This is a genomic window from Microbacterium azadirachtae, from assembly GCF_000956505.1.
In the GTDB taxonomy this organism is placed as follows: domain Bacteria; phylum Actinomycetota; class Actinomycetes; order Actinomycetales; family Microbacteriaceae; genus Microbacterium; species Microbacterium azadirachtae_A.
Genome location: NZ_JYIX01000027.1, coordinates 74,237 through 89,750 on the forward strand (window position 1 = coordinate 74,237; position 15,514 = coordinate 89,750).

Consider the following 15,514-nt stretch of genomic DNA (forward strand, 5'->3'; position numbering starts at 1 on the left):
GACGGATGCACGATCGCGACACGGATGCACGACGGATCCGCTGATCGCGTCGTGCATCCGTGCCCGCGTCGTGCAAGTGTGCCGCGGCGGCCGCGGCCGCGTCAGGGCGCTCGGACGAGCGCGACGTCGTCCATCTGCATCCAGATGTCTCCGCTGTTCGTCCAGACTCCGCCGTAGAGCTGCACCTGATCGCGATCCCCGGAGTCGAACGTCACCGTGAAGCGCGTCCACGCCCCCACCGAGACGAAATGCGCCTCCGCGATCACGGTGCCATCGACCGTGCGCGCGCCGAAGTAGCCGTTGTCGCTGTTCACCGAGGTGCGGAGGAATCCGGTCAGCTGATATCTCGTGTGCGGCTGCACCGCCACGTCCTGCCAGATGTCGCGCCACCCGTCGTCGTAGCGGACGAACACGCGGTGATCGCCGGTGAAGCCCGCGGCAGGGGCGTCGTCGATGCCCGAGTTGGGCTTCGCTCCCCAGGCGCCGTTCGTCCCGTCGCCCAGCGTCGTCGCCCGCTCGAAGCTCGGATCCGCGACGAGGTTGGGATCGATGATCGTGCCGTTGCGGTCGATGCGCAGGTGCATCAGATAGACGTTGTACGGATTCCACTGCGACATCGTGAAGTAGATCTCGCCGTCCTTGCTCCAGGGGTGGAAGTAGCCGCCGTAGAGCGCCGGATAGTCCGTCGAACTCGCCACGGTCTGCGCCGGCGTCCACGGGCCCTCGGGGCTGGTCGCGGTCCGCAGGATGATGTCCTCGCCCGAGAGCGTCATCATCAGGAACCGCTTGCTGTAGCTGTCCCACCGCACCGACATCTCGCTCATCGGCGCGTCGAGCACGGGCTTCGCGGCGGACTCGTCCTTGCTCCACGACGAGCCGTCCCAGTACCGGTACGAACCCTTGTCGAGCAGCTTCTGCGCCGGCACCTTCGCGACCGAGGCAGGGCCGTTGCGCCCGTTCTGCGTGCCGAAGACGTAGATCGTGCCGCCCTTCTGCACGTAGGCCTGCATCTGGAACGGGTCGTGGCCGTCGGGGTTCTCCCAGCGGGTGTCGGAGACGGTCCAGGTCTCGCCGTCGTCGTCGGAGTACGCGATGCCCGCGTGATTCGTGTCCCACATGCCGGGCGGGCCCCATTGCCGCACCGACATGAAGCCGAGGTACTGGCGGCTGCCGACCGAGATGCCGCTCGTGGGGATCACCGTGATCTCATCGCCGTTGATCTTCTTCGAGGGGATGATCTGCTTCGCGATCCCCTGCGGATCCTGTGCGGCGTGATCGAAGAGCATGCCGTCGGCGAGATCCGCGTCGCTCGAGCGCAGCAGCACGTTGCTGCGCCAGTTGCCGTTCGGCGGTGCGCCGCCGCCCGGTCCGGTCCAGGAGTTGCCGAACGTGTCGCCGAAGGCGGTGAGGACGTGGCCGGATCCGTCGTCCCACATGATCCCGAGGTCGGTGGACTTCACGTCCCACCGGCCCCAGGTGTTGTTCGGCGCATCCGGCCCCGTGAGCTTCTCGACCACGGTCGCCGGCGTGGTCGCGGTCGTGGCGACCGCGGGCGGAGGCGCCGCCGCGGTCGCGAAGGCGACGACGGCGAGGGAGGCGATCGCGGCGCCGGCCGTGATCTTCGTCAGGGGCTTCATCGCCCTCTCCTTTCGGGGCGTCGCCGGGCGGCCCTCGCCCGCGACGGCATCAGCCGCGCGGTGCGCGCGGCGGAGTGGATCCCAGGTCCGGCACCGGGGCCGTTCCTAGGTGCACCTCCATGTCGGAGGCAGCGGGCGCCTTCGGGCGGCGGGCGGTCGGGCGGTCCAGGTAGAACAACGCGGTGGAGGCGATGTCGTCGCGCAGGGGCAGGTAGCGCCATCCGCTGCGCCACCCGAGCGCCTGGATGTCCACCTTCGGGATCCCGGTGGAGAAGTGGATCGGATCGGCCAGATGCCAGCGGTACATGCCGAAGCGCTGCTGCGAGACGTAGAGCCCGTCGGGGCGGATCACCTGCGGCATGCCCAGATACGGCGTCGAGAAGGCGGTGTAGCCCTGGCCGGGGATGTCGAAGTTCCAGGCGCCGCCGAAGTAGTCCTCCGTGCCGGTGCCGCAGATCGTGGGGTAGTCGGTGTCGTCGTCGAGGTAGAACTTGATCTCGCCCTCGCCCCACCACCCGTTGGAGTTGACGCCCCACGCGATGTAGGTCCCGACGTACTGCCCCTGCCCCTCGATCCCCTCCAGGATCGTGTGCGGCACGAGCTCCTCGAGCGGGTCGGAACGGCGCCACTGGGCGTGGAAGTATCCGTCGCGGGAGTAGTCCCCGCCGACCTCATAGGTCACCTGGTAGTACACCCGCACGTCGACGACCGAGGTGTTCTCGATCGTGAGGCGGGCGCCGTCCCGGAACGGCATGGGCCAGTAGGAGTTGAAGCCGCCGTGCGGGTTCGCGGCGATCACCTGCGAGTTCACCTGCGCGAAGACGCCCCAGCCGTTGCAGAAGAAGTCGCCGTAGGGCACCTCGACGGCGGGCTCCGACGCGCCGTCCCAGTAGGCGCGCAGGATGAGGGTGCGCCAGTTGTCGGTGTGCGTCGTGATCCAGATGTGGGTGATCTTGCCCGCGCCCTCGATCGCGGCGAGATCGAACGTCTCGCCGGCCTTGATGTCGACGCTCGGCGAGATCTTCCAGCCCGGGCCGAGGTCGCGCGCGCAGTCCGCGCCCGTGCCCTCCGTCGCGCGTCCGCCGCCGCCGACGGCGCCGTCGAAGTTCTCCGGCGAGATGGACCGGGTCTGCACGGTCCGCAGGGCGGACAGGGACGACAGGTCGGGAAGAGTCATGGCGGGTGCACATCCTCGTGTCTGTGGGGCGGATCCGCGCGCGGGTCGTGGCAGCGCGTGCGGCCACCCTACCGATTCCCCCCGACTGTTGCAATCGATTTCATCGCGGTAGTGTGTCCTGACGGACAACGGAGGGGGCGAGATGGCGACCATCTATGACGTGGCGCGGCTCGCGGGGGTGTCCCCGGCGACGGTGTCGCGCGTGTTCAACGGCGTCGGAGTCTCCGAGGAGAAGGTCGCGGCCGTGCGCCAGGCGGCCGCGCAGCTGAAGTTCTTCCCGAACCGCACCGCCCGCACCCTGCGCCGGCAGAGCTCCGAGGTGATCGCCCTGGTGATCCCCGACATCGAGAACCCCTACTTCACCGAGATGGCGCGCGGCGTCGAGGATGTCGCCTCCGAGGCCGGCTTCTCGGTGGTGCTGTGCAACTCCGACGCGCAGGTCGAGAAGGAGCAGACCTACCTGCGCATCGCGATCGCCGAGCACATGTCGGGCGTGATCCTCGCGGCGGCGTCGGACCGCACCAGTCTCGAGGAGATCATGGCGGCGGGCCGTCCTGTGGTCGCCGTCGACCGCGGCACCGGCTACGACATCGACGGCGTCGTGATGGCGAACCGCGATGCCGGGCGCAGTGCGACCGAGCAGCTGATCGAGGCCGGATACTCCCGCATCGCGCACATCGCGGGACCCGAGCACATCGAGACCGCGGTGGAGCGCGTGGACGGCTGGCGGACCGCCCTCGCGGCGCACGGTCTTCCGGCGGATCCCGGCCTCCTGCGGTTCTCCTCGTTCCGGGTGGACGGCGGGCGCGAGGCCATGGAGGAGCTGCTGGCCCTGCCCGAGCCTCCGGACGCCGTGGTCGCGGGAAACAACCTCATCGGTGTGGGAGCGATCCAGGTGCTCACCGAGCACGGTCTGACTCCGCCGGCCATGGGCGTCGCGGTCGTGGGCTCGCTGCCCTTCACGACCCTGTCGCCGAGCGTGGTCACGGTGGTGCGCCTTCCCGCACGGCACATGGGCGTGACTGCGGCGCGCATGCTGCTGGACCGGATCGGCGGCGACGACCAGCCCGCGCGCACGATCGTGCTCCGCAACGAGATCCAGGCCGCGACCGTCTCGCGCTGAGCTCGGACTCAGGAGCGCCAGAAGCGCTCGGCGAGTGCCGCCACACCCTTGTCGAGGGCGGAGACCTTGACGTCCATGGCGTCGAACCGGGCGTTCATCTCGTTTCGAAGCCCCGTGATCCTGCCGTCCATGGCCTCGAACTTGCCGTCGAACGTGCCCTCGAGGGCGGCGAGCCGTCCGCCGATGGCCTTCGTCAGGAGCGTCGTCATCAGCGTCATTCCGCCGAGCATGATCGCCGCGAAGACCCCGATCAGGGTCCACACCTGCGGTTCGGTCATGTCCATGCGCCCATTCCCTTCGGTGCCGCCGAGCTTGTCATCCCCTGCGCGCGGGTGGATCGGTTTCATGGAATCGGTGGAAAGTCGCCGCAGATTCTGAGCTGTGGGGTGTGATTGCAAGCCGATTGCGCTTGAAATCGATTTCGCGTAGTGTGATCGCCGTCCGGTCAGGACGAGCGATCGAGGAGGATGCGCGTGCGATGCACCATCGGTGTCGACATCGGCACCTCCAGCAGCAAGGGCGTCCTGGTCGACGCCGGCGGTGCGATCCTCGCCCAGGCGACGCGGGCGCATGACGTGAGCCGTCCGCGCACCGGCTGGGTCGAGATGGACGGCGGGAACTGGTGGGACGAATTCGTCGCGCTGTCCCGGGAGCTTCTCGCCGCCGTGCCGGATGCCGAGGTCACCGCGGTCGGGGTGAGCGGCATGGGGCCGTGCGTCCTCCTGACCGACCAGGACGGCGAGCCCGTGCGCCCCGCGATCCTCTACGGCGTCGACACCCGCGCGGGAGAGCAGATCGCGCGGATGACGGCCGACCTCGGGGTCGAGGCGATCACGCGCGTGGGCGGATCCGCGCTCACCTCCCAGGCCGCGGGCCCGAAGATCCTCTGGATCCAGGAGGAGGATCCGGCCGCGTGGGGCCGTGCCCGTCGGATCTTCATGCCGGCCTCGTGGCTTGCGCACCGGCTCACCGGCGCCTATGTGCTGGACCACCAGTCCGCGAGCCAGGTCTCGCCCCTCTACGACATCGATCGGGAGCAGTGGCACGACGACTGGTGGCAGCGGTACGCCGCGCCCCTCGAGCAGCCAGCCCTGCTCTGGGCGGGCGACGTCGCCGGCACCGTGACGGACGAGGCCGCGGTGCTCACCGGGATCCCCGAGGGGACGCCCGTGATCGCCGGCACGATCGATGCCTGGAGCGAGGCCGTCAGCGTCGGCGCGCACGGCCCTGGCGATCTCATGCTCATGTACGGGACCACCATGTTCATGGTCTTCACCCGCAGCGTGGCGACGGGGGAGGAGACGCTCCGCACGCCCTCGATGTGGACCACAGCCGGAGCCTTCGCGGGCACCCGCAACCTCGCCGGCGGGCTGTCGACGTCCGGCGCCCTCACCGCCTGGTTGAAGGATCTCACCGGATCCGACTACCCCGAGCTGCTGGCCGAGGCCGAGGGCTCGGGCGCCGGCGCTCGCGGCCTCGTGTTGCTGCCGTACTTCGCGGGGGAGCGCACGCCGATCCAGGATCCGGACGCGCGCGGCGTGATCGCCGGCCTCACCCTCGCGCACGGCCGTGGCGACCTGTACCGGGCCGCCCTCGAGGCCACGGCGCTCGGCGTGCGGCACAACGTGCAGACCATGCGCGACGCGGGTGCGGACATCCGGCGGATCGTGGCGGTGGGCGGCGGCACGCAGGGGCGGCTCTGGCTGCAGATCGTGTCGGACGTCACGGGCCTCGAGCAGGAGGTGCCGCGGGTGACGGTCGGCGCGAGCTACGGCGCGGCCTTCCTCGCCGCGGGCGCCGTCTCCGACCCCGCCCCGGCGATCGCGGACTGGAACCCGGTCGTCATGACGATCGCGCCGGATCCCGCCCTCGCGCCGGTCTACGACACGCTGTTCGACCGCTACCTGCGGCTCTACGCAGGCACGGCCGAGGTCGTGCACGAGCTCGCAGCGCAGCAGCGGGCCGATGACGAGAAGGAGACGCCCGCATGACCCGCCGCGCCCGTCCCATCCCGCACACCGCCGAGCGTGCGGCGTTCCTCCTCGGTGGCATCGGCACCGGCAACGTGTCGCTCGGCGCCCGCGGCGAGCTGCGCGACTGGGAGCTGGAGAACCATCCCGACAAGGACCGCCGCAATCCCCGCACCTTCTTCGCTATCCACGCGGCGCCGGAGGGGGCGGATCCGGTCACCCGGGTGCTCGAGGCGCGGGTGACGGGCCGGCGCGACCTCGATGCGGGGTTCTCCTTCGACGACCTCGCGGGTCTCCCGCGACTCGACGCGGCCACGATGCACGGCGAGTACCCCGTGGTCGACATCGACTTCGCCGACCGCGTGCTTCCGGTCGAGGTGTCGCTGCACGCGTTCACCCCGCTCGTGCCGCTCGACGCGGACGCCTCCGGCATCCCAGGGGCCGTGCTGCGCTACCGGGTCGCGAACCCTGGCGATGTGCCGGTCGCGGTCACGGTCGCCGGCAGCGTCTCGCACACGGCCGGCCGCGGCGAACCCGGGCCGGACGCGCCCTGGGGGATGCGCGGCACGCAGACCGTGCGCTGGCGCGACGACTGCGATGTGCGCGGCCTCGACTTCGGGATCGACCTGTCCGAGGACGATCCGGGCTACGGAACGCTCAGCCTCACCACGACCGACCCCTCCACCACGGTCAAACCGCAGTGGGTCACGAGCTACTGGCCCGACGGCGCCCGCATGTTCTGGAGCGATCTCACGGCCGACGGACTGCTCGACGTCGAGCCGCGCCTCACGCTCGAGGACCGGCCGCGAGGCCTGTTCGCGGAGCAGGACGTGGATGCGGCGGCGCGACCGCTCACCGAGGAGGAGATGCTCGCGAAGCTGCCCCGGCTGCGCACCGGATCCGTCGGGATCGTGCACACGCTCGCGCCCGGCGAGGCCCGCGACTTCGAGTTCGTGCTGAGCTGGTCCTTCCCGAACCGGCGGCGCGGCTGGCACGGGCACATCATCCTGAACGACGAGCCGACGGATCCGACGCTGTCGCCGATCGTGCGCAACCACTACGCGACCCTCTGGCCCGATGCCTGGGCCGCGGCAGTCCACCTGCATCGCGAACTCCCCTCACTCGAGGCGGCCACCGACGCCTTCGTCGAGGCCCTGTACGGCGGCACTCTGGATCCCGTGCTCGCCGAAGCCGCCGGGGCGAACCTCGCCGCGGTGCGCTCCACCACCTGCTTCGTCCTGGAGTCGCCGAACCCGGTCATGGGGGAGGGGCCGGTGTTCGCCGCGTGGGAGGGATCCTTCGACCACGGCGGCTCCTGCGAGGGCACCTGCACGCACGTCTGGTCGTATGCGCAGACGGTCGCCTGGCTGTTCCCTGCGCTCGAGCGCAGCGCCCGCCGCCCGGAGTTCCTGCTCGAGACCGACGGGGACGGCGCGCAGAAGTTCCGCGGCAACCGGATCCTCGGATCCTCGCCGTGGTTCATGGGGCCCGCCGTCGACGGGCAGCTCGGCACGTTCCTGCGGCTGCATCGGGAATGGCGGTTCTCGGGCGACGACGCATTCCTGCGCGAGCTCTGGCTCGCCGCTGTGCGCACCCTCGAGCACGCGACCCGCGAATGGGACCGCGACGGCGACGGCCTCCTGGACGGCGAGCTGCACAACACCTATGACATCGAGTTCCACGGAATCGACCCGCTCGCCAACGGGATCTACCTCGCCGCGCTCCGCGCCGGGTCCCGCATGGCGGCGCACCTACGCGAGGCGGAGCGCGCCCGCGACTGGGCGGCCCGCGCCGATCACGTGGCCGCGGCGATGGACGATGTGCTGTTCGACGGCGAGTACTACCGGCAGGTGATCGACGACGTCGACGCGCACCGCTATCAGTACGGGGACGGGGTGCTGTCGGACCAGCTGCTCGGACAGTTCCACGCCTTCGTGAACGGACTCGGCCCGCTGCTGTCGCGGGAACACCTCGACAGCGCGCTCGCCGCGATCGTCGCGCACAACCACCGGGCGGACCTGTCCGCGCACGAGAGCACGCAGCGGGTGTACGCCCTGAACGACGAGGGCGGGCTGCTGCTCGCGTCGTGGCCGCGCGGCGGCCGGCCGGCGATCCCGTTCGTCTACTCCGACGAGGTGTGGACAGGGATCGAGCATCAGGTCGCGGCGACCCTGCTCTACGCGGGGCGGGTCGACGACGCACTGCTCGTCGAGCGCACCCTGCGCGCCCGCTACGACGGGGTGCACCGCAATCCGTGGAACGAGATCGAGTGCGGCAACCACTATGCGCGCTCGCTCGCGTCCTGGGCGCTGCTGCTCGCGGCGAGCGGCGCGCAGTGGGACGCCCCCGCCCGCGCGCTGTCCTTCGCCCCGGTCGCGGGAGCGTTCGCTGACGACGAGGTGCAGCGCTTCCTGTTCACCACCGGCACCGGCTGGGGGCGCGTCGAGATCCATGCAGACCGGCTCCTGCTCCACCTCGACGGTGGTGCGCTCGATCTCGCCGAACTGCGTCTGCACGACGCGGTCCTCGCGCGCGACGTGCACCTCGACGGCGGCGGGATCCGTTCGTTCCCCATCCCGGTCCCTGACACTTCCGTCCCCATCCCGGTCCCTGAGCTCGTCGAAGGGCCATCCACCCGCAACCGGAGTAACTCATGACCTACGCAATCCCCGCGCCGACCGAGCGCCCCGCCTCCGCGCCGAAGACCGCCTACCTGATCACCTCCGGCGACCTCCGCGAGTCGGCGAACATCGCGGGATGGCCGGTGCAGGAGGCGACAGAGGCGGCCGTCACCGCGGCCTTCGCGGACCTCGGCTGGACGGTCATCCGGCCCTTCGGCGTGGATCCGAAGACGGGCCACGGCTACATCTCGAGCCAGCGCATGGGCATGCAGGTGTTCACGGCGATCCCCGAGGACGCGCCGCTCATCGTCGCGACCGCGAACTGGCAGTACTCGCACCATGTGCTCGCGGGACTGCGCACGCACCGCGGTCCGATCCTCACCACGGCCAACTTCGCGCCCGACTGGCCAGGCCTCGTGGGCCTCCTCGGCCTGAACGCGGGGCTCACGAAGATGGGGAAGCCCTATTCGACGATCTGGTCGGTCGACTTCTCCGACGACTGGTTCCGGCAGGGCCTCAAGGAGTGGACCGAGACCGGCGGCATCACGCACGACGCCTCGCACGTGCGGGCGCTGCCGACGCTGCCCGAGAGCCCCGAGCGGCAGCTCGGCGAAGCGCTCGCGGCGCAGCTGCGCGCGGACAAGGCCATCATCGGGGTCTTCGACGAGGGCTGCATGGGCATGTACAACGCGATCTTCGACGACGAGCTGCTGAACGCCACCGGCATCTACAAGGAGCGCCTGTCGCAGTCGGCGCTGTACGCGGAGATGCTCGAGGTCGCCGACGCCGAGGCCGACGCCGCCTACGACTGGCTCATCGCGCACGGCATGACGTTCGTGTACGGCGAGGATGCCGCCACCGAGCTCACCCGCGACCAGGTGCAGTGGCAGCTGAAGATGTACATCGCCGCCCTCCGCATCGCCGACGACTTCGGCCTGGACGCGGTCGGGATCCAGTACCAGCAGGGCCTCAAGGATCTGGTCCCCGCGTCGGATCTCGCGGAAGGGATCCTGAACTCCACCGAGCGTCCGCCGGTGACGTCGCGCGACGGATCCCGGATCCTGCACGAGGGACGCGCCTTCCCGCACTTCAACGAGGCGGACGAGGGCGTCGCGGTCGACGCGCTCGTGACCGACCGGGTGTGGCGGGCGATGGGGCTCGTGCCGGACAACACGCTGCACGACGTGCGCTGGGGCGAGGACTACGACGACGAGTTCGTGTGGGTCTACGAGATCTCCGGATCCGTCCCCGCCTCGCACCTCGGCGGCTGGGACAGGGCGGAGGGGTGGCGGCAGGGGCACGTGTTCTTCCCCGCCGGCGGCGCCACGATCAACGGGGTCTCGAAGCCCGGCGAGGTCGTGCTCTCGCGCATCTTCATCGCCGACGGGGTGCTGCAGGCCGACGTGTTCCGCGGCACCGTCGTGGAGCTCCCCGCCGAGGAGACGCAGCGCCGCAAGGACGCCACGAACCCGGAGTGGCCGATCGCGCACGTCGTGCTGCACGGGCAGAGCCGCGACCAGTTCATGGCCCGGCACAAGGCCAACCACGCTCAGCTCGTCTACGCCCCCGACGCCGAGACCGCGGACAAGGCTCTCGTCGCCAAGGCCGCGATGCTCGACGGCATGGGCATCAGGGTCAACCTCGTGGGGGACGTGAACGTGTGAGGCGTGCCCGCCAGGGCGGATGCTGGACCGGGGCGGGACGGATGCACGATCACGACACGGATGCACGACGGATCCGGCGATCCGGTCGTGCATCCGTGCCCGGATCGTGCAGGTGAATCGCGACGGTCCCGTCGCGGCGCCTGAATGCGGGCGACGGATGCAGGACCCTGCGACGGATGCACGACGGATCCGGCGCAGGGATCCTGCATCCGTCGCCGGTCCATGCATCCGTCGCAGCCCTTGAGGGCGGAGCGCAGGCGGGGGAGGATCGGATCCATGGCGACGATCGACGACGTCCGTGCTCTGGCCCTCGCGCTGCCGGGCGTCGAGGAGAAGGTCGGCGGGCACACCGGCGAAGCCGCCTGGCGTTGCAACGGCGGCCAGATCGCGTGGATGCGCGGGCCGTCGCAGACCGATCTGCGTCAGCTCGGCGAGCTCGGCCGCTCCTGGCCCGAGGGGCCGGTGCTCGCGGTGCGCACCGAGACGGTCGCCCTCGCCGGAGAGCTCGTGGCCGCGGATCCGCGGGTCTTCTTCACGATCCCGCACTTCGCCGGCTACCCGGCCGTGCTGCTGCAGCTCGATGCGATCGCGCACGACCACCTCGGCGAACTCCTGGCCGACGCCTGGCTGCTGCGCGCCCCGAAGGCCGTCGCGCAAGCCTGGCTCGACGAACGCGGGCTCGCCTGATCCGCGCCGGATCCGCGCCCGATCCGCGAGAAACCACTTCCTGCGCGAGACGCCACGGCAGTGCTGGTGTCTCGGGCTGGATCTGGTTTCTCGCCGGGGAGCCGGGCGCGGCGTCGAGGCGGGCGGGTTCAGCCGAGGACGTCGGATCGGACGCGGTTGTCCATGATCTCGTCCTGATGCTGCGTGACCCACCCGACGAGGTGCTCGACGGCGGAGGCGAGGGATCGGCCGAGGTCGGTGAGCTCGTACTCGACGCGGGGCGGGACCTCGGGGTAGGCGGTGCGGGTCGCGAGGCCGTCGCGGGTGAGCGCGCTGAGGGTGTGGCCGAGCATGCGCTGGGAGATGCCCGTCACCTCTCCATGCAGAGCGGTGAAGCGCATCGGTCCGTCCTTGAGCGCGCCGACGATGAGCATCGTCCACTTGTCGCCGACGCGGGCGAGCACCTCGCGGACGACCACGATCGTCTCGACGCAGTCGGGCGCTATCCCTCGCTCGGCCAGTTCGGTCCGGAGATCAGCGTTCACCGTTTCCTCCTTCCGGGTGCGTTGCTGACGTTGAAGTGCGTATGGTGCGGGCGGAATCATCGCCGCCGGTGCACGTTTCCTACGGATAGTAACTGTTCGCATCAGCTGACCGATGGAGACGACATGCCAGCCCAGCCCGAGACCCGCGGCGATGCCGTGACGCGGTCGACGACCAGCGCCCTCGACGTGCGTCACGACGCCTTCACCATCGAGCGCCATGTCGATGCGGCGCCCGAGGAGGTGTTCGCCGCGTTCGCCGACGACGCGACCCGGCGGCGCTGGTTCCGCCTGCCCGGCGCTCGGGGGTCCGATCATCACGAGTTCCGCGTCGGCGGAGGCGCGGATGCCACCAGCACGTTCGCGCTCCCCGGCATCGCACCGGAACGCCTCGCCTATCACTCCCACTACCTCGACATCGTTCCCGATCGTCGGATCGTGTTCTCCTACACCTCGACGGTGGACGACGTGCCGCGGTGGGCGTCGCTGGCGACGGTCCTGTTCGCCGCCGACGGCGCCGGCTGCCTCCTGACCTGGACCGAGCAGGTCGCGTTCCTGACCCGCACGGGAGACGGAAGTGACGACTTCCCCCACCTGCGCGGGGGCACGGCCCTCCGCCTGAACGGCCTGGCCGCGGTGCTGCAGCCCGACCGCTGACGGCCGGGTGCGCGGCCGGGCGCGGGGGCCGGCGCGCGGGCCGGATCCCGCGAGAAACCACTTCCTGCACGAGACATCCCGGCAGCGCTGGCGTCTCGCGCAGGATCTGGTTTCTCGCCGCGGAGCCGGGCGCGGAGCCGGGCGCGCGGAGGCCGGCCGCCGGGCCGCGCCCCGGGGTCAGGCCGGCGGCAGCCGCAGCACCGGACCCGCCTCGCCGACTGCGAGGTCGTCGGCGGTGCGCAGCGTGCGGGCGATCTCGTCCACGGCGGAGATCACCGTGCCGAACCGTTCCCGATCGCCGCACACGGCCTGCAGCGTGATGAGGTGCGTGCCGGTGTCCCAGGTGTACGTCGCGAACGGCGGCGTCGCCTGCCCGGAGGGGCCGGGCGGCGGCAGCGGCACCACGAGCTTCTCGCCCGCGCCGAGGTAGGGGTTGCGGAACTCCTCGGTGTCGTCGTACTCCATCGGCATCATCGCGCGCGCGGTGCGCACCTGCGGGGTGAGCTCCTGCGCGCTCGCCATGGCCACGATGAGCTCGGGCTCCGCCTTCCAGGTCCACACCAGCACGCGCCCGTCGGCCTTCCGCATGAGGAACGGGGCGGCCTGGCTGAGCGCCCAGGCGCCGAAGCCCGATCCGGGGCGGGACTCGGCACCGACGGCGGCGCCGGCCTGGCCGAGCAGCATCCGGATCGCCGCCTTGCGGTGGCGGCGGCCGCGCAGGCCCAGGGATCCGGTCACGGGGATCCAGCGTGCGGGGTCGGCGTCGGCGAGCAGGCGCATGCTCAGAGCGTAGGGGGCGAAAGTGGGGGTCAGCCGTGCGTCCGCCCCGCGATGAAATATGTACACCGCCTCTACTATTCGATTGGGAAAGCGCATACCATAGTGCGCGAATCCTTCCCCGAATCACCCGGAGGCCGATGATGTCCCCCCTCGAAATGAACCGCCGCGCCCTGCTCGGACTGCTCGGAGCCGGCGCTCTCGTCGCCGTCGCCGGTGAATCCGCGAGCGCCCGCACGCTGCCCGGCGTCAGGGCCGCCGCCGAAGATCCGCTCGCGCTGCTCGTCCAGCGCCGCGCGATCATGCTCGCCGGGGACGGCAGCGCGGCAGCCGTCCCCGAGCTCGCCGGCGTGCTGAGCGGCATGAGCGACGCGGCGGCCGCGTCGTGGAACGCGATGGTGCGCCCCGCGGCGTCCCCCGGGATCTGGAGCGACCTGCCGCTCTCCGGCGTGAGCGGCACCGTGCTCTCCGGGAACATGGGCGTCACCTTCAACCGGATCTTCGATCTCGCCCTCGCGTACGCCACCGCGGGGTGTGCCCAGCACGGCGATGCCGCGCTCGCCGCCGATCTCGTGGGCGCCCTGACCTGGCTCAGCGCGAACGTCTACAAGGCGGGCAAGTCTCCGGTCGGCAACTGGTGGTTCTGGGAGATCGGCGTGCCTCGCAAGGCGGCCGACATCTGCATCCTGCTGCACGACGTCGTCCCGGCCGACGTGCGCACGTCGCTCCTGGCCGCCGCGCGCTACTTCACGCCCGACCCGAACTGGCGCGGTCGCGGCACGAGCCTCGCCGAGACGGGCGCCAACCGCACCGACAAGGCGCTGTCCTGCGCCCTGCGCGGGATCCTCGACGGGCGCGCCGACGAGATCGCACTCGCCCGCGACGCCCTCAGCGACACGGTCCGCGCAGGGAAGAACAGCGTGTTCGGCTACGTCACGAGCGGCGACGGCTTCTACGTCGACGGATCCTTCGTGCAGCACACCTACCTGCCCTATGTCGGCACCTACGGCGTGGTCACGCTGGGCGGCATCGCCGAGATCCTCGGGCTCCTCGGCGGAAGCGACTGGGACGTGACGGATCCGAAGAAGTCGGTGGTCCTGGACGCGGTCGAGGCCTCCTACGCCCCGTTCGTCTGGAACGGCCGCATGATGGAGGCCGTCCGCGGCCGGGCGGTGTCGCGTCAGGCGGAGCCCGACTACGTCGACGGCGCCGCGGCGATCACCGCGATCCTGCTGCTCGCCCAGGGCGCGGGAGAGCCGTACCGCGCCCGCTACCTCGCACTCGTGAAGGGCTGGCTGCAGCGCTGCACCGACGAGAAGCTCTACGGGCTGCCCACGCAGACCGTGGCGAAGTCGCTTCTCGTCACCTCGATCCTCGGCGACAGCTCGGTGGCGCCGGCCGACGCCCCCGTCTACACGAAGGCGTTCGGCGATCAGGATCGGCTCGTGCACCACCGCCCCGGCTTCAGCGCCGTCGTCAACCTCTCCTCGAAGCGGATCGGCCGCTACGAATGGGGCAACCGGGAGAACAACCTCGGCTGGTACCAGGGCGACGGACTCACCTTCTTCTACAGCGCTGCGGATCCCGCGCAGTACAGCGCCGACTTCTGGCCCACGATCGACCCGTACCGGCTGCCGGGCACGACCGTCACCGCGGCGCCTCGGGCGAACGGCGCGACGGACGGCACGGGCATCCCACGCGCGTTTCAGGCGTTCGGCGGTGGCCTCGCGCTCGACGAGCGCTGGGGTGTGCAGGGCATGGACCACCTGAACTTCGACAAGTCGCTCAGTGCGCGCAAGTCGTGGTTCTTCCTCGACGACAAGGTCGTGTGCCTGGGATCCGCGATCGCGTCGGCGTCCGGGTTCGACGTGTTCACCACGATCGACAACCGCTCGTTCGCGCAGGGAACCGTGCCGAACGTGCGCACCGACAACCGCAACCGGGTCCTCACCTCGGCCGACGGGGCGATCACGGTCAAGCGCAACGTGCACATCATGGGCCACGGCGGATACGTCTTCCTCAAGGGCGAGAACGTCTCCGGTGCGATCGATGTGCAGGTCGTGCCGCGCTCCGGCGACTGGCAGACGATCAACTCCGGATCCGACACGGGCGGCACCACCGATGTCAAGAACCGCGACTACGTCACGGTGACGCACCACCACGGCACGAACCCGTCCGGCGGGGGCTACGCCTACATCGTGCTGCCGAACGTGGCGCACTCGGTGACGTTCACGGAGTCGGACGCGCCGACCGTCGAGGTCCTCGCGAACAACGCGCAGGCCCAGGCGATCCGCGTGGCGGGGCAGGGGCTCGTCCTCGCGAACTTCTTCCAGGCGACGCCGGCGGGTACGACGCCCGCATACGGCGTGACGGTCGGTGGGCCGTGCTCCGTCGCCGTGCGCACCGACGCGGGACGCACCACGGTCGCGCTGTCGGATCCGAGCCGCACCCAGACGACCGCGCGGGTCGTACTCGCCGGTGTCGCAGAGTCCACGGTGGCCGAGGGCGACGACGGTGTGCGGGTCGTCGGAACGTCGCCGCTCACGCTCGAGTTCGACCTCGACGGGCACGGCCACGCCAAGAGGATCGTGCTCGGCGCCTGAGCGGCGCGGAGGGCCGGCCTGCGCTCCGCGGGCCGGCCCTCCGCCGTGCGGTGCGGCCATGCCGGATCCGCCTCCCT

Annotated in this window: 12 protein-coding genes; 7 read left to right on the plus strand and 5 right to left on the minus strand. The window is 70.8% G+C overall.

Annotated features, from left to right (window positions below; all coding sequences use genetic code 11):
- Positions 1 to 101: 101 nt before the first annotated feature.
- Together RS86_RS04155 and RS86_RS04160 are read right to left on the minus strand one after the other, a co-directional pair.
- A complete protein-coding gene (locus tag RS86_RS04155; protein ID WP_045270946.1) occupies positions 102 to 1,637 on the minus strand; it encodes a DUF4185 domain-containing protein in 1,536 nt (511 codons plus the stop codon).
- A gap of 49 nt (positions 1,638 to 1,686) precedes the next feature.
- Positions 1,687 to 2,814, minus strand: a complete 1,128-nt coding sequence (locus RS86_RS04160; RefSeq protein WP_045270947.1) for a glycoside hydrolase family 172 protein — start codon at positions 2,812 to 2,814, stop codon at positions 1,687 to 1,689.
- Between the two features lie 142 nt (positions 2,815 to 2,956).
- On the opposite strand from RS86_RS04160, the gene RS86_RS04165 reads away from it, so the two are divergent.
- Positions 2,957 to 3,937, plus strand: a complete 981-nt coding sequence (locus tag RS86_RS04165) for a LacI family DNA-binding transcriptional regulator (protein ID WP_045270948.1) — start codon at positions 2,957 to 2,959, stop codon at positions 3,935 to 3,937.
- A gap of 8 nt (positions 3,938 to 3,945) precedes the next feature.
- On the opposite strand, the gene RS86_RS04170 is transcribed toward RS86_RS04165, so the two are convergent.
- Positions 3,946 to 4,221 carry a hypothetical protein gene (locus tag RS86_RS04170; RefSeq protein ID WP_045270991.1) on the minus strand — a complete coding sequence of 92 codons (276 nt, stop codon included), beginning with the start codon at positions 4,219 to 4,221 and terminating at the stop codon, positions 3,946 to 3,948.
- Between the two features lie 183 nt (positions 4,222 to 4,404).
- Here RS86_RS04170 and RS86_RS04175 point away from each other — a divergent pair, with 183 nt between their 5' ends.
- From RS86_RS04175 to RS86_RS04190, 4 genes are all read left to right on the plus strand, one after another.
- On the plus strand, positions 4,405 to 5,928 hold the full coding sequence (locus RS86_RS04175; protein ID WP_045270949.1) for an FGGY-family carbohydrate kinase: 1,524 nt from the start codon (positions 4,405 to 4,407) through the stop codon (positions 5,926 to 5,928).
- Positions 5,925 to 8,564, plus strand: a complete 2,640-nt coding sequence (locus RS86_RS04180) for a GH116 family glycosyl-hydrolase (protein ID WP_082076552.1) — start codon at positions 5,925 to 5,927, stop codon at positions 8,562 to 8,564. The genes RS86_RS04175 and RS86_RS04180 overlap by 4 nt, the downstream gene beginning before the upstream one ends.
- Positions 8,561 to 10,192, plus strand: coding sequence for a fucose isomerase (locus RS86_RS04185; RefSeq protein WP_045270950.1), 1,632 nt, complete (start codon positions 8,561 to 8,563; stop codon positions 10,190 to 10,192). Before RS86_RS04180 ends, RS86_RS04185 begins: the two co-directional genes overlap by 4 nt.
- Before the next feature lie 276 nt (positions 10,193 to 10,468).
- Positions 10,469 to 10,879: an MmcQ/YjbR family DNA-binding protein gene (locus tag RS86_RS04190; RefSeq protein ID WP_045270951.1), complete on the plus strand. Its 411-nt coding sequence runs from the start codon at positions 10,469 to 10,471 to the stop codon at positions 10,877 to 10,879.
- A 128-nt stretch (positions 10,880 to 11,007) separates the two neighbouring features.
- Here the strand turns inward: RS86_RS04190 and RS86_RS04195 are convergent, their stop codons facing one another.
- Positions 11,008 to 11,403, minus strand: a complete 396-nt coding sequence (locus tag RS86_RS04195; RefSeq protein WP_235281603.1) for a winged helix-turn-helix transcriptional regulator — start codon at positions 11,401 to 11,403, stop codon at positions 11,008 to 11,010.
- A gap of 123 nt (positions 11,404 to 11,526) precedes the next feature.
- Between RS86_RS04195 and RS86_RS04200 the strand changes: the two genes are divergently transcribed.
- A complete protein-coding gene (locus RS86_RS04200; protein WP_082076554.1) occupies positions 11,527 to 12,057 on the plus strand; it encodes an SRPBCC family protein in 531 nt (176 codons plus the stop codon).
- A gap of 177 nt (positions 12,058 to 12,234) precedes the next feature.
- Here the strand turns inward: RS86_RS04200 and RS86_RS04205 are convergent, their stop codons facing one another.
- A complete protein-coding gene (locus tag RS86_RS04205; RefSeq protein ID WP_045270952.1) occupies positions 12,235 to 12,837 on the minus strand; it encodes a hypothetical protein in 603 nt (200 codons plus the stop codon).
- Between the two features lie 140 nt (positions 12,838 to 12,977).
- Between RS86_RS04205 and RS86_RS04210 the strand changes: the two genes are divergently transcribed.
- Positions 12,978 to 15,437 carry a polysaccharide lyase 8 family protein gene (locus RS86_RS04210; RefSeq protein WP_235281605.1) on the plus strand — a complete coding sequence of 820 codons (2,460 nt, stop codon included), beginning with the start codon at positions 12,978 to 12,980 and terminating at the stop codon, positions 15,435 to 15,437.
- The last annotated feature ends 77 nt before the right edge of the window (positions 15,438 to 15,514 follow it).